Raw genomic sequence first — 16053 nt, 5'->3', positions numbered from 1 at the left:
CATAGCTAAGGAGCAGCAAATGGTGATGTCATGCCATGACCCCCGAAGACTCGTTAAGCATATTGAAAATGCATACCCTGATGCCAGTCGGTCTGCGGTCAATGCGGTCGGAGCCCTACAGTTTGTATTTCCTGATGGCATGGTAATCAACATCTATCCAAAGGGAACCATTCACTTCCAAGGGAAATCCAGCGCCATTCGGGCGAAAGTGGAAGCTCAAATCTCATTTATTAACAGACGATAGCGAGCAGTATCGGTGTTGATTCACCGCTGGCTACTTCAAAGTCACAATCGATCAGGCCGTTTTAGTGGGCAATGGTATCCATTGAGATACCATCTCATAGGCCTGCATGGTGACCATGGAGCAATCCAATGATCAAGCCTTTAGCAACGCTGGTAGACAACGCTGCCGGGGCATCGGCAATAGCCTTGTCGATAGCGCTTACCGCAGAATTGATATCCGGGATCACTGGCGTACTGTGAAGCAGTCGGATGAGGTTGCTCAGTTGCAAAGCCTCGCGCCACGTTTGGGCGCATTCGAAAAATGTGGCGCGTGGGGTACGGCGTACCGTTAGCCGCTCGTCACACCAATTAAACTTTCTGAGCGCCAGTGCCGACCTATATTTAGGTGCAAATAAAAAATTTGGAGCGCTAGTGAATAAAGAAGAAATTGAACGAGAGCTTGCCCATGCCGCAAATAATTACAGGCAGCTGGCAAGTACCCTCGCAATGATCAAAGGCACTCCACTTGCTCAAGATCCATCTTTCATAGACCAAATTGAGCACCTCAAAGGTGCAATGATTGCTCTTCAAGCGCAAGTTCGCCGGCTGAGCGTCCTCGATGGAGCAATGCATAGTCCTGCTCGAAAAGGGAAGCACGCGCTGCACCTCGTCAAGCGATAAACGTATAGAGCGATGTCGCACTCACTTACTCTTGCTTATGACGATCTGAGCGTTCATCTAGCCTGCTCAGGCGTCCAGCAACCTAATCTGCTTAACTCAGTAAGCAGTGCACCCGCAGTACGCCATCACTGGGGTGCTCGGTTTAGGACTTCGTCCGCTTTGTCGGCAGCTTTGGCAGCAGTCGTCGCAGCCTTCGTGGCTTGGTCGGCGGCGGTACCGGTTTGGCGGCTCAGCTGTTCTAGGCGCTTGTCGCGCTCAGTCATGGCGGTGTCGTAGGCTTTTCGCATGTCGGTCACTTGGCTGCTCTGCTTATCAGCGAGCGACCAGTATGCGGCTTGGTAACCCAGTACTGCCCCACCACCCACCAGCACTACAGCAATGGTCCAAACTTCGGCCCGGCGCCACCAGCGGCGTGCGATAAATTCCAATGCGCATCTGTCCATTAGGCGATTCCTCCCAGCTTGGTGCGAAGGCGGGTGATCTCATCGCTCTGCTGCGTCACGCGGTCAGTGAGTTGAGCTACCTGGCTGGTGAGCGCCTCGATCTTACCTTCCATGCGCCCAACGGCAGCTGCCAGGTCATTCCGCTCCTTCGCGAATTGATCGGCGCGGGCCTCGGCTTCTTTGCGAGCGGCGCGCTCCTGGTTCAGCAACTCGTTTAGTCGCTTCAGTGTGCCGATATCGGCGCTGTCCATTGCTCGGTCAGTCGCATCCTTAGAAAGAAACCGGCGCAGCCATAGCAGGCCGCCCAGTACCACGGTGGCACTACCGCCCAGCCAGGTAGCTGTGCCTGGGCCTAGGTCAGTAGGGTCCATCTTCACTCCAAACCGCATTTATTCCCATTCTGGGATTCAATAATTGCATGTTCCGCATCATTCAGAAGCGGAGACAAAAAGATATTTCCACACAAAAAATCAGATAATTCCTACATCAATTTTACTTCGGATAGGGAATATTGACGTCGAAATGAGTAATTGAGCAGAGAGGATCGCCTTTTGTTAGTCATTACTAGAACTCCCAATAAGCGCTTGCGTATAGGCGACGAAATCCAAATCAACGTGGCTAAGGTCGTTGAAGATACGGTGTATTTAGCCCTCAGCGCACCCGAACGCATATCAATCAAAGCGGAGAGTGGTATTCACGACGATGAAATACCCAAGCGTCCGAACGGCGCAGTAGAACTTGCTTGAAACGGGGTTAGCAAGCTGCACTCCCTGCTCAGAGCGAGGGGTGGCAGGGCCGAAAATGAAAAAGCCCAGCGCGACGGCTGGGCTCTATTACGCAGGAAGATAGAAGATCATGGAGTACAGTAAGCAATCTTGCCGCCTGCACCAACAGCTATAAACTTGCCGTTGCCGTAGGCGACGCTCCGGATATCGGTTCCTGCGAAAGTGTTGGCTTGCTGAACCCAGCCGATCCCATCCTCGGAAACGGCTGTCTTGCCGCCGTCGCCGACAGCTACATACTTGCCATTACCGTAAGCAATGTCGCGGATGATGGTTCCACCGAAACTGGTATCTTCAACAGCAGTCCAGCTAAGCCCATCGGATGAATATGCCATCTTGCCATCCGCACCTACGATAAACATTTTCCCGTTGCAAAGCTTCATGGAAAGGATGGTGCTAGTGCCGAAGGTGCTGGTTCTGGGCGTGAATGTTTGCGGGTTATCCGTCGCAATCTTCACAGCGCTAAGCAGCTTCCCATTCGATCCCGCAACCAACACAAAACTGCCAATGACGTTGACGCAGTACACAGTCTCGCTAGAAGTGAAGGTCGTAGTACGCTCCACCTGGCCTGACCAATCGCCATAACGGGAAAAAACTTTACCGCTAGACCCGACCAGTATCCAGGTGTAGTTGTTGCCGGAAATTGGCTGATAAAACACAATGCCTTGCAAGTCTCCGGACGCACGAACAGTTGCCGTAAGGTCTGTCCAAACCCTTTCAGGGCGTGCCGCGTCGCCGTTGATCAGATTGCCGGATTGAGAAAGGGCTTGAAGCGCTACCCCAATACCGTTCCAGTACAGCTCGTTGAGGACCTTTCCGCTGTCAGAAGTGACGGCGCCCTTAAGCTTGGTCCACGCTGTACCAGTTGCGCCTCCGCTGACAACCTGAGTGGTTGTGGTAAGACCGTTGCCACCAACCGCATAAAACTTGCCTTGCGCAAAAACCACGCGCCTAAGCATGCCGGTGTTATCCACCGGTTGTACTTGAGTCCAAAGATCTTGCAAGGTTTGAGACGCTGAGTTTGCGTTTTCCATTTTAAACTCCGTTACTGAGCTGATTTAAGTTCAGGCCTCTATATTGGGCGTATGGCGCTCATGGGCGATTGCTCGAGGCTCGCGGCCTTCACATGATTCAGCGTCCCACATCGGGAACATTTGATCTGGAGCTCTGTAAACCCACCCATTCGGGCGAGAAGTCTTTTGCAGTCACCGCATCTGAATTCTTTCAACATCTGCAAATTCCTTTTGCTGAATCGCCGTTCCGTCGGCAATAGAAAACCCCGCTCTAGGCGGGGCTTCATAAAAATTTTAGTCGCTTGAAGTTTGAGGGACTGGGGCCTCGTCGATGCTGATGCAGTGCTCAATGTCCGTTATTTTCTTCAGCGCAAGCTCAGCCGTTGAATAAGCCCCGAACATTCGGCCCTGATAAAAAACAACCCACGCAAACTGAATATCCGCGTTGCCAGCCTGCCCTACAACCAACTTCTTGAACCGTTCCGCCAAGTCGTCGACATGCATTTATGCCATGCCACGCAAAACCATGACGCTCTCCCAGTTTATAGTCGGAAGCTCTATTTTCGACCTTGCACAAACTGAGCGCAATAAAAAGCCCGACATATAAGCCGGGCTCTGAAGTGTAACCCCCTAACGCGCAAGATCGATAGGATGGATAAATACTCTCTCATTTTCTCACTCAATGCAACATTTTTGGGTGACAGAATTTTGCTTATAGCTCCGCCGATTAAAATCTATCCAGGGCTCTCCAAATTTCTGCCAACACCCGTTCGAACGGCAAAACAGTCGTACCCGGGGCACGCGCCACACGTGTGACCGGGTCTAACCTATTGGAGCGATAGGTAAATGGAGTCGTAGGTCTGCAGGGGATCTGATACCGTTTAGCCACTTGGTCGTGATACACGAGGTTAGTCATGGACGTAAATACCCACTTCCCTGAGTACGAAGCAGAACGCTTAAAACGCGTTGAGGCCCTCTGCCCGCAAAATGAACAAGACGACGAAGTCTTCGAAAAAATGATTTCAATGACTTCAGAATACTTCAATGCACCCATCGCCTTGATTTCTATCGTGGAAAAGCACCGCCAATGGTTCAGAGCGCGGATCGGGATCGACCAGCAAACTACACCTCGGGACGTTTCGTTCTGCGCACACTCTCTACGCGACAGGAAGGCGTTAGAGGTTTTGGATGCGCAGGATGATGAGCGATTCAAAGATAACCCCATGGTCACCGGCGCGCCCTTCATTCGCTATTACGCTAGCGCACCACTTCTCACGAGTGATGGTTTCTCTCTGGGTAGCCTATGCATAATAGATACTTCACCTCGAGAAGCAATGAGCAAACGAGATGCAGCAATGCTCGTTTATTTCGCTCAGCTCGTCGTCTTGCGGATTATGGGTTTACGTTCCCGTAATTTTATTGATCAGCCTACCGGACTTTTCAACCGACTTAGACTGGAAGAAGATATTCGACTAGCAAGCTCTAGTGGCATTCAGCACGATCTATTTGCTGTGGACGTAATATCTCCAAAATTTTTGAATGACGTAGTAAAAGCGCTCGGTTACAGCTTTTCTCAAAATTTAATGCTCAACGTCAAGGGTAGACTTCAGTCCTTATTACCTAAGAATTCTCTCTTGTACAAAATCAGTCCAACGCGTTTTGGGTTTCTTTTAGAAGGTGGCCAGCCGGTGGAAGGTCTCTGCCATGAGATTCTTTCAAATTTTGACGAACCGGTTGATTGTCAAGGAATCCCAATACTCATGCAGACAGGTATTGGAGTATTGAAAATCGCCGATGCAAAAGAGAGGGACTGGCTACGGTTAGTGGTAGGGGCAGCTGATGACGCCAGGGTTCGAAACTTGGGCTGGGCGATGTATCAACCTGAGTTGGACGCAGCTCAGCAGCGAGCGTTTGCCTTACTGAGCTCCCTGTCTGATGCAGTTCGATCTGATGATCAGCTGAGCTTAGTTTTCCATCCAAAAGTCACATTACCTACTCTAGCATGTGAAAATGTTGAGGCATTGATCAGGTGGGATCACCCTACACTCGGGCCTATCAGCCCCGCAGAGTTTATACCACTTGCAGAGAAAACTGCGTTGATGCATTTAATTACCTTCTGGGTACTTGAGGCCGTAGTTAACCAAGCTAAGGAGTGGTTCAACAAAGGTATTGAATTACGAATCTCCATGAATGTCACTGTCAGTGATCTTGAGAATTCTAAGTTCGTAAATAAAATTACAGAGTATATAAACAACGGCGCCCTTCAGTCGAAAAATCTAGAACTTGAATTTACGGAAAGCATGCTCATGTCAGATCCGAAGACAGTTATTGAGCAGCTTGAGCGCGCCCGTGCGTTAGGCATTGAAGTTTCCGTGGACGACTTCGGTACTGGCTACAGCAACTGGACATATCTAAGGCAACTGCCTGTGAGTACGGTTAAATTAGACCAGTCACTAATCAGCAACCTCAACACGAACGAAAAAGATAAACGGCTAGTTAAGACACTCATCGAGCTTGCTAGAGGATTAGGCTATAGAGTCGTAGCAGAGGGCGTCGAAACCCAAAGCATTCTGGACCTAATCACGCTCTGGGGGTGTTCAGAGGCTCAGGGATACCTGATAACAAAACCCCTGAAAGCGGAACCATTAGAAAAATGGCTGGAGCAAGGTGGTTTCAGCGCGGCATGTGATAGGACTAGAACGCCAGGCACCGAGCTCTTGTAGTCCATCAAAACCTGTCGGGGGGAAGCCTTTTACCACCTCCCGCCCATCTCAAAGCTGATGTCGTACAGGTCATCTGTCCAGTTCATTGCCGCAGCAAATTATGATGCCATGACGTTCTCCATTAGCCCCTCGGCGTCAAGAATCTCTTGAGCGGCCATCAGCGCCTCATTCACCAGGCCATCCAAAGAATTTCGTATGGATGAACGCCAACGATACCGAGTTGACTCTGGCTTGCCGTCATTGTCCCAATTGGCAATGTCATACCAGGCCGCAGGGAGCACCGTGGCGGAACGCTTGCCTTCGGCACCGGCCACCTGTGGAATAGCCCAGGTCAGGACTGCACATTCACGGAAGCGCTTCGGCGCCGGCGTCTTTACCGAGCTGAGCAACTCCAAAATAGCGCCGTGTTTTCGCTCCTGGTGCGTCGAGTACTTCGCCACGAGTGCGCGCCAATGCGCCGGGGTGAGCGCCTTGTGCAGCCGGCCGAACACCCAGCAGTCCTGGAGAAACGCCGCTTCCTTGCCGACGATCTCCCCTTTCTGCTTGGCGCACTGCACCTTCGGCTGGAAGTCGCAACCGCCGGCGGAGCTGATAGTCTCGGCCGCGAGGGCTCGAACTACTGCTGAAACAACGTTGCGATAGGTCATGCGGCTTCCCCTTTTTTCAGCTCTCTGGTCTTTGCCCGGTATTCGGCCTTGATGGCCTGCAACTGCTCGATGGTGTAGCGCTGGGGCTCATGAGGCGCTTCCAGCCAATCCACTTTGTCGGCGCCGATGCGCCTCACCAGCTCCAGCCGGTAATTCACGATGTCGCCCGACTTGTGGTTGTTGCACGACGCGCACTGGCGCCACACGTTCAGCGGCTCGAAGCGAAGCTCTGGGTTGCCACCGACTGTGCGGTAGTGCCCTGCGTGCCATTGGCCGTTGTGGTGCCGCCCGCAGCTCACACACGGCAGACCGACGTCCCGTTCGCGAATCCACGCGTTGAAAGCTGTTTGGGCTTCCTTCATGTGCTGGGCGCGCGTCTTGATCTTCACCTTCGCCGCCCGCAGCTCCTTACGGCCGATATCGGCCAGCGACTTACGCGCTTTGGCCTGGTTCACGTCCTTGATGGCCAGGCCACACTTCGGGCTGCATACGGCCTGGCCCAGGCGCTGCGGCGGGAAGCTGATGCCGCATGCCGGGTTCTTGCACTTCTTCGGTTTGGGTTGCTTGGCGATCATGCAGCCTCCTTGCTGAGTAGATCAGTGAAAACCACACCTTGGCCTGTGAAATAGGCTGCGATGCGGTCGGTGTAATTGATGCCCTGGGCGCGATTGAACAGGCTGGTCACTGGGAAACCGTCGGGGCCGAACAAATGGCACTCGCCCATCATGGCCAGCTTCGTTTCGTAGGGCAGATGGCGCATGACCCGGTACCACTCGGCCTGAAAGCCGGCGTCCTCGTTCAGCAGGATCTGCACGCCGAAGTGCAGCTTGCAGTAACGCCGGGCGTCAGCCGCGTCACCGATCTGGGTCATTTCGGCGATGCGCTTGTACATCCCGAACCACAACCGATTTTGGTCAAGCGTGCGGTCCTTGCCCGGGCGCAGGGAGACCACCACGAACTTCTTGTCGCGGTACATGGCGCTCAACTTGGTGATAGCCTCAGAGAGCTTGGCCTGGCAGTTCACGCTGATCTTGTCGGTCATGGCGCCGCCCTCTTCGCTTCCAGTTCCTGAGCTTGCTTGATGAGCATCGCCCTGCGATCCGCCAACTCATTTGCCGCGTCAATCCGCATTTCGGTTTTCCGTTCGGCACTGGCCTTGCGCATTTCCAGCATCGAGGTTTTCACCAGTTCCAGCTTCTGCCGAAGCTCGGGCTCTGGCCGTGTGACGGTGCCAGTGAGCAAGCCGGCGATGGCGCGACCGTCCTCAGTGATCGGCTCGACGCTCAGGTCCGCCAGGTACTTCTGGGCGTGTTCGCGCGGGATTCTCTTCAGCTCCATTGCCTTGGTCACAGCCTGGATGCGGCGGTTGGAGTCGAAGCCCACGGACACGTGCCAGTTGACCGGTTTCGCATCCTCGCGGGCCTGGCCCACGAACCTTTGGTAGGCGTCGATGAACGCCATGCGCGCACCGATTTTGTCGCCGCCATCCAAGATGGGTTTCGCAGCAGCTAGGGCCAGTTGGATCTCGTCGGTCAGCACCACGGTTTCGAATTCGTCGTTGGTGGTCATGGCGATAGCCCAGGCCTCATCCTTTCCGGGACGGCCATCGGAGGACTGGACGCGCTGCAGGATGTCAGCCATTGCCAACTTGCCCTTCACCTCGAAGCGGCAGGCCTTCAATGCGGCTTTGACGACGGGCACCGGATACGCGCAGAGGTCTTCAGCCATCATCGCGGCAGTGCCCGGGTTCATTTCCTGGCCCATGGCCTCGGCGGTGGCGCAGATGGCGGCGGCCAGCCCGGCAACCTGCTGGTCATTCATTTCAAAGGTATTCATTGCGGTCACCTGCTTGGCGTTTGGCCAGAACCATCTGGGCGGCCTGCTCCGCTGCGGAGTGGTTCGCCTCTGTCCGTTCCATCTGGCGGGCGGTTGTGCCGTTGATGCGCTGCCCGGTCACCCACTGGGTGTGATAGCTCTCGGCGTTGGCCAGCAGCTCGTTGAGGCTGTGGCACTTGCGCAGCACAGCGGCATCGCTGGTTTTCAGGAAGTGGGCAGCGACGTGGTGGGCGACGTCGGCGCCGAGACGGTCTACCAACTGTCCGAGCTGGCCGCCGACCTTGGCATTCCACACAGGCCAGGCGCTGTAGCGCTTGCGGTAAGCCATGGCGTAGTTCGCCCAGACCTTGAAGGTTTTGCAGGTCTGGTCTTTGGGGCCAGGCATGTCGGCGGGGATCTCGACCCGTGGGGTGTCGGTGCGATCAACCACCAACACCAAGCCGTGGGACTGAGCCGGCACAACCGCGGCGGGAGCCGGGGGTGTAATTGGTTCAATGACCGTTTCCATGACTGGTTCAAGAGAGTTACTGATTCTGGGTGCAGCTGCTGCACTACCCCCTGGTGCAGGAGATTCACTAGGGGGTGAACCTGCTGCACTACCCGGGTGAATCTTCTGCGCTACCCCTGGTGCAGGAGGTGCACCACCCCCGTCGAGGGTGAGGAAGTAAACGTTCGACGAATTCCCCTTCGGACCACCCTTCCGGATTTCCTTGCGCAACAGTCCCGCCTCACACAAGACTGTGATGTGATTCATGACAGAGCGCTTGCTGATCTCACACTGGTCGGCGATATGCTGATAGGACGGCCAGCACTCGCCTACGTCACTGGCGTTGTCGGCCAACTTGATCAGCACCAGCTTTCGCAGAGGATTACCGACGCGAAGCTTCATTGCGGCAACCATAAGGCCCATGCTCATGCTGCACCTCCGGCGAACACGCGGAAATCAATCGTCCGCACGCCCTTCCAGCTATTGCAGGACATGCAAAGGGTCTGGAGGTTGCCCAAAGAAGCCTCTCCACCTTGGCTTTCAGGTACGACGTGATCAGCCCTCAAGCGCATCAGCACCGAGCAGCCGCAGCGCAAGCACGCGTGACCGTCGCGGGCGAACACGCGAGCACGCAAGCCAGAAGGGATTGGTTTCTTTTTCGTCCTGCGCCGGGGCGGGAAGACCGGCGGTTGGTGCGCGGTGACGTGGCCCGTTCGGTCCGGGTTCCACTCACAGCCTTTTTCGGTGAGTCGGAATGCTTCAGGGCGAAGCTCAATCAAACCGGCCTCTTCCAGGGCCTTCAGCATGCGGTAAGCGGTGTCCGGCTTATCAGTGAGCAGCGGCAGCTCCTCGATGATCTTGGCCTTGCTCAGCGCGAAGAAGATCCCGTCATCAGTCTTGATTGGCTTGGTCCAGCTCGGGCAGCCGTAGACGAAGGCGAACAGCAGGGCCTGCTGAGAATTCAGCCCCCACTCCAGCGCCTTCACCTGGTTAATCGTGACGGTGTATTGCATTTCAGGCCTTCCCGACCTTAGCGGCCAATTCAAGAAAGCGATCCACGTACCAGTGAGGCTGCGTCTCGCGGGGGCATTGAGGGCTGGTGAGGTTCTTGCCGTAGGCCATGCCCTTCTCGGTCACGGACCAGAAGTCGACCATTTCCTGCTTGGAGTTTTTGCGCTGCAGAACCTTGAGGAAGCCGTGGGTCTCAAGTGCAAGGTTGAAGGCGCGGGCGGTGCTGGCGATGGCGTGCTCTTTGATAAGGGCGGTGATTGCCTTGGTGGGCATCGAAGAGCCCCCAGCAGCGTCAGAGGCGGCATCAACGGCGTAGCCTGGGAGGAATTTGGCGTCCAGACCGTTGTTGGCGGCGATCTTGGCCAGCATCATCATCTTGCTGGAGTTCGCAGGCTTCAGCAGACGATCAAAGCATTCCAGGATGGCGAGCTCGCCGACGATCTTGGAGTTGTTCGGGCCCTGTGTGGAAAAGGTGCCGCTTTTGCGAATGCTCGGCAGGACCTGGCCCACCACCCACTCTTCAAACTTCTCGGCGGCCGACAGCTTGGACTTCATCACCAGCCGGTAAAGATCGCGCTCAGGAATGATGGTCATGAAACCACCACCCTGTTTCGGGGTAGTGGTCGCGGCCTTACAGTGGCGGGCCACAGCATTCTCCGGCTTGGAGTAACCGAGGGCGTCAGCGACATCGCGGGCGACAAACCACGGATCGCCGAGCTTGTCGGTGATGACCCGGATTGCGGCGCCGTCGAAGTCGAACGGAATCACTGAGGAATTGCGCGCCACGTTTTCAGATTGCGAAAAACGTGGCGCGAGATTGGTAGTGCTATTGATATGTGGCGGGGTTTGCATATAATCGGCCTCACAAAGTGTTATCGAATTAGCCGACCTCGACCGTCGGCTTTTTTGTGCCTGGGTTTCAGATCCGCTTAATTCATAGTGCGAACCCGATGGGCACCGATTTCCGCGCATGCGCGGGAAATCAGGAAACAGATTTCAAATTTCGCTGGACCGAAGCGAGCAACTGCTCGGCACGGCGCCCCAGCTCCCCCGCCTTCGCTTCAACCTGGCGGCACTGCTTGGCGAATGCCGGTAGGTGCGGCAGATCCAGTTCGCACATCACTTGGTCGTCGAACACTTCGCTGCCGGTGTCGATCACATCGCCCAGGGCGCGGATCAGCGCGCCGAAACTTTTGTTCGCGCATTGGTCGCTGGTCATTTGGCGGGCACCGGTCAGACCGTGGCGGCTTGCCAGCTCGTTTACGCAGTGGTCTCGAAATTCAGGCTCAAGGGCGTTGACCCACGACTCTTCCAGCCAGGACGGCATTTCCTGATCGCCAGACAGCCATCGCTGAACACGCTTGAGCCAGCGGCCTGTCGCCTTCACAAAGTCGGACACGTCGTTCTGCAAGGTCAGTGCGGCGAAGTCCGGCACCTCTTTGGCGACGGCCTTCTCTGGGCAGGACAGATGCAGCTCGCGGCTCAACGCCTGGGCGAAATCGTCCTGGCTCAAGCTGGTGCGCGCGACCTGGTTTGCAGCGTGGGCGACCAGCACCTGATCACGGGTTTGTACGGTGTGTCTGGAACTGGACGTTTGCATGGGGACTGCTCTCTTCTAATCTGGCTTCAATGGAACGGCGGATAGGGATGTCGCTTAGGCGGCCTGCGGTCTTTTCACCCTTGGTGGGTAAAGATCAGGCCGAAGCTCAGAGCGATGAACCCCAGTTAATTTCTCGATCTCCAGCACTCGCTCAGCAGGAACGCGCCCGGTGGCGCACATCTTCTGCACTGCTTGTGGCGTGACCTTCAGAGACCGAGCTAAGGCGGATTGACCGCCGGCAGCTTTCGCGGCCTTTTGGATTGCTGACTGCGTCATACGCACCTCAAAGTTACAGCTACAACCTAAGGTTAACCCATGCATGTATTTATCTACAACTCAAATTCGCAATTACATCTACAACCGTTGTTTGTATGATTCGGCGATGAAAAATATCGGTGAGCGCATCGCGCAAAAAAGAGAGTCGGCAGGCCTTAGCCAGTCGGAACTGGCCCGCCGTTTGGGGCTGAGCCCGCAGGCTGTCCAGAAGTGGGAGGCAGGTGTTTCCACGCCGCGAAATAGCAAGCTGGGCGACCTGGCCGAGGTGCTTGGGACGTCGATGGGCTATTTAATAGATGGTGGACCCAGCGAAGCGGTCCGAGCAGCGCCGGATTCAAATGCCAGCCCACTTAAGCCCATCTCGGGCTGGGACGAGAAAACGCCGCTCGACGATGATGAAGTTGAGGTACCGTTTCTCCGTGAGGTCGAACTGGCCGCAGGGTCAGGCCGCTTTGTCATTCAAGAAGACGAAGGCGAGACCCTGCGCTTCCGCAAAAAGAACCTTCGCGAAAACGGCGTCCAGTTCAGCAACGCCAAGTGCGTGACAGTCCGGGGCAACAGCATGAACCCGGTTTTGCGCGATGGTGCGACCGTGGGCATAAACTTGGGCAAGACAAGCCTGGGCGACATCGTTGACGGCGACCTCTACGCGATCAATCACAACGGCCAGATGCGCGTTAAGCAGGTGTTCAGGCTTCCATCGGGCATCAGGCTGCGAAGCTTCAATCGCGACGATCACCCGGACGAGGACTACAGCTTCCAGCAGATGCAGGATGAGCAGATCGGCATCCTGGGGCACGTTTTCTGGTGGGGTATGTACGCCCGCTAACCAAAAGGAGCCGGCTATGTCCCTGACCAAGCCAAATCAAGAACTCAAGCGCGACCTGCAAGGCGTCGCCTCCGACCTCAAGTGGTCAGCCGTAGAGCTGAGAGGATTGCGGAGCGGCTGAGCCTGGCGGGGAATGAGGCGGACGCCCAGGCCGTGCTGAAGATGTGCACGGTGTTTCATGCGGACGAGGATCGGCTGGCTGGGTATGCGGATGAGGTGAAGGCGGGGCAAATAGTCCGGAGCAAGTCCGAATAGGCGCATGGTTCGATGCGGCGAGATGTTGTAATAGTAAACTTATTTCTTATAGCTTTTCGCACAAGAAGGGAATCATAGTGGTCGATACAGTTGAGGAAAGTTTGCCTGATGAGTTGCAAGTTGCTGACGAGCCAGCAGAACACAAAGCTTTGAAGGTGCCCAAAGATGCTTTTGAGGGGTTTCTTGAGCGGATGAGGCCTGGGAGGACGTGCTCATTCTGCTCCTCCGGTAAATATCAGGTTGCACCATCTCCGACAGGGGAAACTGCTGGTGTGGTTGCGACTCCTGTTCCTAATTTACCTAAAATTGGGGTCTGGTTTTTCGCCGCTAGCTGCGATTTTTGCGGCGATACAAGATTTTTCCACACGGGGATATCCTTTAAAGCTATGTCGAGTGACCACCCATGAGCGCTGTTATGGAGTCATCTAGATATTTTGATTTGGTGGAAACTGAAATTCCTACTCAGGGGAAGGTCTCCTTTGCGCATGGTTTTTTCATGACTGTTGAAAACATAGAGGTTTCTCATACAATTAGGTTTTCGCCAGTTGATGAGCGGTTTCGCATGTACACTGAGTGGGTAGCACCCAACGCAGCTATGGAGCGAAAGAAGATGATTAAAGCCTTGCTTCACATTGACTTGATTGATATCCCTGTGATGATTGGGTCGGCTTTTTTCTTCAGCTCGGTGGCCGGTGTCTGCTGGAGCGTTGCGTCAGCGGTGCCGTCTCCAGTCGGCTTGGGAATCGCTGCATCCATCTGTGGCTTAGCGATAGGTAAGTATGTTTCTGCGAAAGCAAGGAATGCTTGATGACCGTTTTTGAAGCCGCGGACATTGTTTTTAAGAATCTACAACCAATAAATTCAGCTGTGGGCTTCTTAGCTGGAATGATCCTGTTCGGCTGCTATAAATGCGATACGTCGCGCGCCTTTGAATGCGTGGCAAAGGCATTCACTTTCACGACTCTGCCAAGCGGTTTCGCATTTGTATTCACCTCTGGCTATCCAGCTTACGTTTCCAAGATTCCAGACGTAACAGCTGCTTTCTTTGTTGGCGGGTGCGCACTGGTCATAATGCCGTTTGTTGTCAGTAAGAAAATTTCCGAGGCAATGAATCGCACCCGATGAAATAGCCTGTTTTTTCTGGAAATGCCCGGCTAAGCGCCGGGCTTCTTGTTTCTACACTTCGTCGTGCCACCATTGAGCTGGCAATCCGCGTGAATGCAGACTGGCAACGCTGAAGGATTGGCAGCCCCAGGTGTTATAGAGAGCCCGCCATCGTGCGGGCTTTTTGTTGTCTGCACGCCCCGCCCCTTTGATGGTGGCTGTACGCCACGAATGGTAAAGTGCGCAATCCATTCAACGGATCAGGTTTTACGATATGGATAGCGGGAGTGCTTGGGCCGGCTTCGTTCTTCTGGTGGCTGGCTTTTTTATATATTTCTTGCCGACGTTTGTTGCTTCGAGTCGCAAGCACGTCAACTTCACCTCGATCTTCCTGGTGAACCTGCTCCTAGGGTGGACATTCCTAGGCTGGGTTGCAGCCTTGGTGTGGGCGTCCTCAGCAAACACAGAAAAACCAGCAGAAAAAAGTGCGCAGGGCCTTGTCGTATCCGGTGATCGCGCCTGCCCTTACTGTGCCGAGACGATCAAATGTGCGGCCATCAAATGCAAGCACTGTGGCGCTGATGTTGAGCCAGTAGCCGCCCCGCGCCTTAAAAATGGATGGGTTGCATCAACTGCCTGCCGTGACGAAGAAGAACAGCAGCGAACCATTGAGGCAATTACCAGCACCGGACTTCCAGTTGTTCCAATGATTGGCCTGGCAGTGGGTGCCGGTCCATTTGAAACGAAGGAAGAGGCAAAGCAGGCCCTGGTCACGATGCGCGACGGCCCAAGGCTGTTCAGCGAGATCATCTATAGAGACTCGGTAAGCGGAAAGTATCCACCCATTACCGACTGACAGCCGATAGTCACCAGAGCCCGCCAAGTGCGGGCTTTTTCATGCCTGCGATTCGGACCTACAACCATGGCGAAACTCATCGACAACTTTAAATCGAAAAATCTACAACCGAAAAGCTTGCATGCTGTAACTTTTGGTTGTAGATTTAATCCATCGCAGCGACACACAGCCACTGCGAAGGGCCTCAGCCCGCCGCTCTTTGGTTTCACCCCTTGCCGGATCACCACCGGCCCAGATTCAAAGGCAGCGATGAACCGGCCTAAACGGTTCAGAGGGTTGGCAACTGACCCGGGCGTGCAGCGTAAAGCGCCAAGAACAGTTATCCAGCGGGAGAACAAGCCGAAAGGCCCGCGGCTGGAAGAACATTTGATTCAAGCCGGTGACCGACGCCAGTAGCGGGTCACGGCGCCACAGATTTACTGATGCCGCTTCTATGAGGCGGCATTGGAAATCAACGGAGGACACCGAAATGCCGAAGTACATGCTCGATTACATCCGGCTTTGCCGGGAGTGCAGCCTGGATCTGCGCACGATCGGCAACATGATCAGCATCGTGATTCCAACTCTGCAGCGTGAGGCAGCCGGGCTGCGCAGCGCGGTGAGCGAATTTGCGGGGGAATTCCCTGAGCTTGAGCAAGACGCCGAACTGCTGGAATCAGCCATACGCGCCGGGCTCCAGCGCTGCACGCCTCAGCCTCACCAGCAAGAGCTGTTCGCAGCATGACGGGCCTTTTCACTGATGCCCATCCAGAGCGGTGGGTATCGGGAAACAACCGGAGCATGACCATGAACAAAGTCATTCACATCACTCTGCGCGGCGAGCTGCAGGTATTTGCCGAAGACAGCCTGGCCGCCTGCATCCAGGAGGCAAACAGGCTCAATGCTGAGCGTGGATACACCAACGGCGTTCACGTCGTTGAATGCGAAGACGGTCATCGAATGACGGCGGCGGATTGCAAGTCCTGCTTAGATATTCCCGTCTAGGGAGTAGATAAGAGGGGCAGTGATCGTAATTGGGCCGTCTTTCATTAAATCGGCTGGTGGTTTTGGCAGTGGCTGGGCTCGACGGATTAATTCTAGAGTGGCCGCGTCCAAGTCCACATTGCCTGAACTTTGTACCAGCTCATAAGAAACGACATTTCCGTCGCCATCTATCGTAAAGCGCAGTTGGTTTGTCCCTTCAATCCCGGCCAATTGCGAGGCGATCGGGTAATTCTTGAATTTATTCAAATGCGCCACGAGCCCGGCGCTCAGTGTTTTTTCTTGTTCGGCAGTGGAAGAGCAACCA

24 protein-coding genes and 3 pseudogenes are annotated in these 16053 nt (G+C 54.9%); 11 read left to right on the top strand and 16 right to left on the bottom strand.

Going from position 1 to position 16053, the window contains the following annotated elements:
• Nucleotides 1–654: 654 nt before the first annotated feature.
• Nucleotides 655–903: a hypothetical protein gene (locus tag AACV02_RS11705; protein ID WP_124417350.1), complete on the top strand. Its 249-nt coding sequence runs from the start codon at nucleotides 655–657 to the stop codon at nucleotides 901–903.
• A 125-nt stretch (nucleotides 904–1028) separates the two neighbouring features.
• On the opposite strand, the gene AACV02_RS11700 is transcribed toward AACV02_RS11705, so the two are convergent.
• Nucleotides 1029–1346 (bottom strand): hypothetical protein, encoded by a 318-nt coding sequence (locus tag AACV02_RS11700; protein WP_106578021.1) that lies wholly within the window; start codon nucleotides 1344–1346, stop codon nucleotides 1029–1031.
• Nucleotides 1346–1717 carry a chemotaxis protein gene (locus AACV02_RS11695; RefSeq protein ID WP_025856073.1) on the bottom strand — a complete coding sequence of 124 codons (372 nt, stop codon included), beginning with the start codon at nucleotides 1715–1717 and terminating at the stop codon, nucleotides 1346–1348. Before AACV02_RS11695 ends, AACV02_RS11700 begins: the two co-directional genes overlap by 1 nt.
• Nucleotides 1718–1876: 159 nt before the next feature.
• Between AACV02_RS11695 and AACV02_RS30930 the strand changes: the two genes are divergently transcribed.
• On the top strand, nucleotides 1877–2092 hold the full coding sequence (locus tag AACV02_RS30930; protein WP_106578020.1) for a carbon storage regulator: 216 nt from the start codon (nucleotides 1877–1879) through the stop codon (nucleotides 2090–2092).
• A 107-nt stretch (nucleotides 2093–2199) separates the two neighbouring features.
• On the opposite strand, the gene AACV02_RS11690 is transcribed toward AACV02_RS30930, so the two are convergent.
• The 3 genes from AACV02_RS11690 to AACV02_RS11680 all read right to left on the bottom strand — a co-directional run bounded on the left by AACV02_RS11690 (nucleotide 2200) and on the right by AACV02_RS11680 (nucleotide 3645).
• Complete coding sequence (locus AACV02_RS11690; RefSeq protein WP_119739706.1) at nucleotides 2200–3162, bottom strand: hypothetical protein; 963 nt, start codon at nucleotides 3160–3162, stop codon at nucleotides 2200–2202.
• A 38-nt stretch (nucleotides 3163–3200) separates the two neighbouring features.
• Nucleotides 3201–3359: a zinc finger domain-containing protein gene (locus AACV02_RS11685; protein WP_119739704.1), complete on the bottom strand. Its 159-nt coding sequence runs from the start codon at nucleotides 3357–3359 to the stop codon at nucleotides 3201–3203.
• A 76-nt stretch (nucleotides 3360–3435) separates the two neighbouring features.
• Nucleotides 3436–3645 (bottom strand): hypothetical protein, encoded by a 210-nt coding sequence (locus AACV02_RS11680; RefSeq protein WP_256680489.1) that lies wholly within the window; start codon nucleotides 3643–3645, stop codon nucleotides 3436–3438.
• 410 nt (nucleotides 3646–4055) lie between these two features.
• Here AACV02_RS11680 and AACV02_RS11675 point away from each other — a divergent pair, with 410 nt between their 5' ends.
• On the top strand, nucleotides 4056–5864 hold the full coding sequence (locus tag AACV02_RS11675) for a sensor domain-containing phosphodiesterase (RefSeq protein ID WP_119739702.1): 1809 nt from the start codon (nucleotides 4056–4058) through the stop codon (nucleotides 5862–5864).
• Between the two features lie 98 nt (nucleotides 5865–5962).
• Here AACV02_RS11675 and AACV02_RS11670 read toward each other — a convergent pair whose 3' ends face one another.
• The 10 genes and pseudogenes from AACV02_RS11670 to AACV02_RS11625 all read right to left on the bottom strand — a co-directional run bounded on the left by AACV02_RS11670 (nucleotide 5963) and on the right by AACV02_RS11625 (nucleotide 11721).
• Entirely contained in the window at nucleotides 5963–6511 is a 549-nt protein-coding gene (locus AACV02_RS11670) for a hypothetical protein (protein ID WP_119739700.1), read from the bottom strand.
• The gene (locus AACV02_RS11665) at nucleotides 6508–7086 is read right to left on the bottom strand and encodes a recombination protein NinG (RefSeq protein WP_119739698.1); all 579 of its coding nucleotides are present in this window, start codon (nucleotides 7084–7086) and stop codon (nucleotides 6508–6510) included. The genes AACV02_RS11670 and AACV02_RS11665 overlap by 4 nt, the downstream gene beginning before the upstream one ends.
• Complete coding sequence (locus tag AACV02_RS11660) at nucleotides 7083–7553, bottom strand: hypothetical protein (protein WP_071486906.1); 471 nt, start codon at nucleotides 7551–7553, stop codon at nucleotides 7083–7085. The genes AACV02_RS11665 and AACV02_RS11660 overlap by 4 nt, the downstream gene beginning before the upstream one ends.
• A complete protein-coding gene (locus AACV02_RS11655) occupies nucleotides 7550–8347 on the bottom strand; it encodes a hypothetical protein (RefSeq protein ID WP_119739696.1) in 798 nt (265 codons plus the stop codon). Before AACV02_RS11655 ends, AACV02_RS11660 begins: the two co-directional genes overlap by 4 nt.
• Nucleotides 8334–9263, bottom strand: coding sequence for a helix-turn-helix domain-containing protein (locus AACV02_RS11650; RefSeq protein WP_119739694.1), 930 nt, complete (start codon nucleotides 9261–9263; stop codon nucleotides 8334–8336). The genes AACV02_RS11655 and AACV02_RS11650 overlap by 14 nt, the downstream gene beginning before the upstream one ends.
• Entirely contained in the window at nucleotides 9260–9457 is a 198-nt protein-coding gene (locus AACV02_RS11645; RefSeq protein WP_256680520.1) for an HNH endonuclease, read from the bottom strand. Before AACV02_RS11645 ends, AACV02_RS11650 begins: the two co-directional genes overlap by 4 nt.
• A 96-nt stretch (nucleotides 9458–9553) precedes the next feature.
• A pseudogene (locus AACV02_RS11640) lies at nucleotides 9554–9847 on the bottom strand (phage replication protein); the annotation flags it as partial.
• A gap of 1 nt (nucleotide 9848) precedes the next feature.
• Nucleotides 9849–10697: a BRO-N domain-containing protein gene (locus AACV02_RS11635; RefSeq protein ID WP_119739692.1), complete on the bottom strand. Its 849-nt coding sequence runs from the start codon at nucleotides 10695–10697 to the stop codon at nucleotides 9849–9851.
• A gap of 130 nt (nucleotides 10698–10827) precedes the next feature.
• A complete protein-coding gene (locus AACV02_RS11630; RefSeq protein ID WP_119739690.1) occupies nucleotides 10828–11445 on the bottom strand; it encodes a hypothetical protein in 618 nt (205 codons plus the stop codon).
• Nucleotides 11446–11499: 54 nt separating this feature from the next.
• The gene (locus AACV02_RS11625; RefSeq protein WP_119739688.1) at nucleotides 11500–11721 is read right to left on the bottom strand and encodes a transcriptional regulator; all 222 of its coding nucleotides are present in this window, start codon (nucleotides 11719–11721) and stop codon (nucleotides 11500–11502) included.
• A gap of 43 nt (nucleotides 11722–11764) precedes the next feature.
• Between AACV02_RS11625 and AACV02_RS11620 the strand changes: the two genes are divergently transcribed.
• The 8 genes and pseudogenes from AACV02_RS11620 (at nucleotide 11765) to AACV02_RS11585 (ending at nucleotide 15749) form a co-directional block, all read left to right on the top strand.
• A complete protein-coding gene (locus AACV02_RS11620) occupies nucleotides 11765–12550 on the top strand; it encodes an XRE family transcriptional regulator (RefSeq protein WP_177413692.1) in 786 nt (261 codons plus the stop codon).
• A gap of 16 nt (nucleotides 12551–12566) precedes the next feature.
• Nucleotides 12567–12805, top strand: a pseudogene (locus AACV02_RS11615) (hypothetical protein).
• A 403-nt stretch (nucleotides 12806–13208) separates the two neighbouring features.
• Nucleotides 13209–13613: a hypothetical protein gene (locus tag AACV02_RS11610; protein ID WP_157986830.1), complete on the top strand. Its 405-nt coding sequence runs from the start codon at nucleotides 13209–13211 to the stop codon at nucleotides 13611–13613.
• Nucleotides 13613–13930 (top strand): hypothetical protein, encoded by a 318-nt coding sequence (locus AACV02_RS11605; protein ID WP_119739681.1) that lies wholly within the window; start codon nucleotides 13613–13615, stop codon nucleotides 13928–13930. The genes AACV02_RS11610 and AACV02_RS11605 overlap by 1 nt, the downstream gene beginning before the upstream one ends.
• Nucleotides 13931–14183: 253 nt before the next feature.
• The gene (locus tag AACV02_RS11600) at nucleotides 14184–14765 is read left to right on the top strand and encodes a superinfection immunity protein (protein WP_256680488.1); all 582 of its coding nucleotides are present in this window, start codon (nucleotides 14184–14186) and stop codon (nucleotides 14763–14765) included.
• Between the two features lie 66 nt (nucleotides 14766–14831).
• Nucleotides 14832–15161 (top strand): hypothetical protein, encoded by a 330-nt coding sequence (locus tag AACV02_RS11595; protein WP_157986829.1) that lies wholly within the window; start codon nucleotides 14832–14834, stop codon nucleotides 15159–15161.
• 73 nt (nucleotides 15162–15234) lie between these two features.
• A complete protein-coding gene (locus AACV02_RS11590; protein ID WP_119739678.1) occupies nucleotides 15235–15489 on the top strand; it encodes a hypothetical protein in 255 nt (84 codons plus the stop codon).
• Between the two features lie 62 nt (nucleotides 15490–15551).
• Complete coding sequence (locus AACV02_RS11585) at nucleotides 15552–15749, top strand: hypothetical protein (protein WP_119740809.1); 198 nt, start codon at nucleotides 15552–15554, stop codon at nucleotides 15747–15749.
• Here AACV02_RS11585 and AACV02_RS11580 read toward each other — a convergent pair.
• Nucleotides 15732–16007: pseudogene (locus tag AACV02_RS11580) on the bottom strand (energy transducer TonB family protein); the annotation flags it as partial. The gene AACV02_RS11585 and the pseudogene AACV02_RS11580 sit on opposite strands and share 18 nt — an antisense overlap.
• Nucleotides 16008–16053 lie beyond the last annotated feature (46 nt).

The organism is Pseudomonas sp. Larv2_ips, from assembly GCF_963879675.1.
Lineage (GTDB): Bacteria > Pseudomonadota > Gammaproteobacteria > Pseudomonadales > Pseudomonadaceae > Aquipseudomonas.
This window is presented reverse-complemented; position numbering and strand designations above follow the sequence as displayed.

Coding starts and splice junctions, on each gene's coding strand:
- AACV02_RS11700 (WP_106578021.1), bottom strand. CDS start 1,346: ATGGACAGATGCGCATTGGAATTTATCGCACGCCGCTGGTGGCGCCGG.
- AACV02_RS11695 (WP_025856073.1), bottom strand. CDS start 1,717: ATGGACCCTACTGACCTAGGCCCAGGCACAGCTACCTGGCTGGGCGGT.
- AACV02_RS11690 (WP_119739706.1), bottom strand. CDS start 3,162: ATGGAAAACGCAAACTCAGCGTCTCAAACCTTGCAAGATCTTTGGACT.
- AACV02_RS11685 (WP_119739704.1), bottom strand. CDS start 3,359: ATGTTGAAAGAATTCAGATGCGGTGACTGCAAAAGACTTCTCGCCCGA.
- AACV02_RS11680 (WP_256680489.1), bottom strand. CDS start 3,645: ATGCATGTCGACGACTTGGCGGAACGGTTCAAGAAGTTGGTTGTAGGG.
- AACV02_RS11675 (WP_119739702.1), top strand. CDS start 4,056: ATGGACGTAAATACCCACTTCCCTGAGTACGAAGCAGAACGCTTAAAA.
- AACV02_RS11670 (WP_119739700.1), bottom strand. CDS start 6,511: ATGACCTATCGCAACGTTGTTTCAGCAGTAGTTCGAGCCCTCGCGGCC.
- AACV02_RS11665 (WP_119739698.1), bottom strand. CDS start 7,086: ATGATCGCCAAGCAACCCAAACCGAAGAAGTGCAAGAACCCGGCATGC.
- AACV02_RS11660 (WP_071486906.1), bottom strand. CDS start 7,553: ATGACCGACAAGATCAGCGTGAACTGCCAGGCCAAGCTCTCTGAGGCT.
- AACV02_RS11655 (WP_119739696.1), bottom strand. CDS start 8,347: ATGAATACCTTTGAAATGAATGACCAGCAGGTTGCCGGGCTGGCCGCC.
- AACV02_RS11650 (WP_119739694.1), bottom strand. CDS start 9,263: ATGAGCATGGGCCTTATGGTTGCCGCAATGAAGCTTCGCGTCGGTAAT.
- AACV02_RS11635 (WP_119739692.1), bottom strand. CDS start 10,697: ATGCAAACCCCGCCACATATCAATAGCACTACCAATCTCGCGCCACGT.
- AACV02_RS11630 (WP_119739690.1), bottom strand. CDS start 11,445: ATGCAAACGTCCAGTTCCAGACACACCGTACAAACCCGTGATCAGGTG.
- AACV02_RS11625 (WP_119739688.1), bottom strand. CDS start 11,721: ATGACGCAGTCAGCAATCCAAAAGGCCGCGAAAGCTGCCGGCGGTCAA.
- AACV02_RS11620 (WP_177413692.1), top strand. CDS start 11,765: ATGTATTTATCTACAACTCAAATTCGCAATTACATCTACAACCGTTGT.
- AACV02_RS11610 (WP_157986830.1), top strand. CDS start 13,209: ATGAGCGCTGTTATGGAGTCATCTAGATATTTTGATTTGGTGGAAACT.
- AACV02_RS11605 (WP_119739681.1), top strand. CDS start 13,613: ATGACCGTTTTTGAAGCCGCGGACATTGTTTTTAAGAATCTACAACCA.
- AACV02_RS11600 (WP_256680488.1), top strand. CDS start 14,184: ATGGATAGCGGGAGTGCTTGGGCCGGCTTCGTTCTTCTGGTGGCTGGC.
- AACV02_RS11595 (WP_157986829.1), top strand. CDS start 14,832: ATGGCGAAACTCATCGACAACTTTAAATCGAAAAATCTACAACCGAAA.
- AACV02_RS11590 (WP_119739678.1), top strand. CDS start 15,235: ATGCCGAAGTACATGCTCGATTACATCCGGCTTTGCCGGGAGTGCAGC.
- AACV02_RS11585 (WP_119740809.1), top strand. CDS start 15,552: ATGAACAAAGTCATTCACATCACTCTGCGCGGCGAGCTGCAGGTATTT.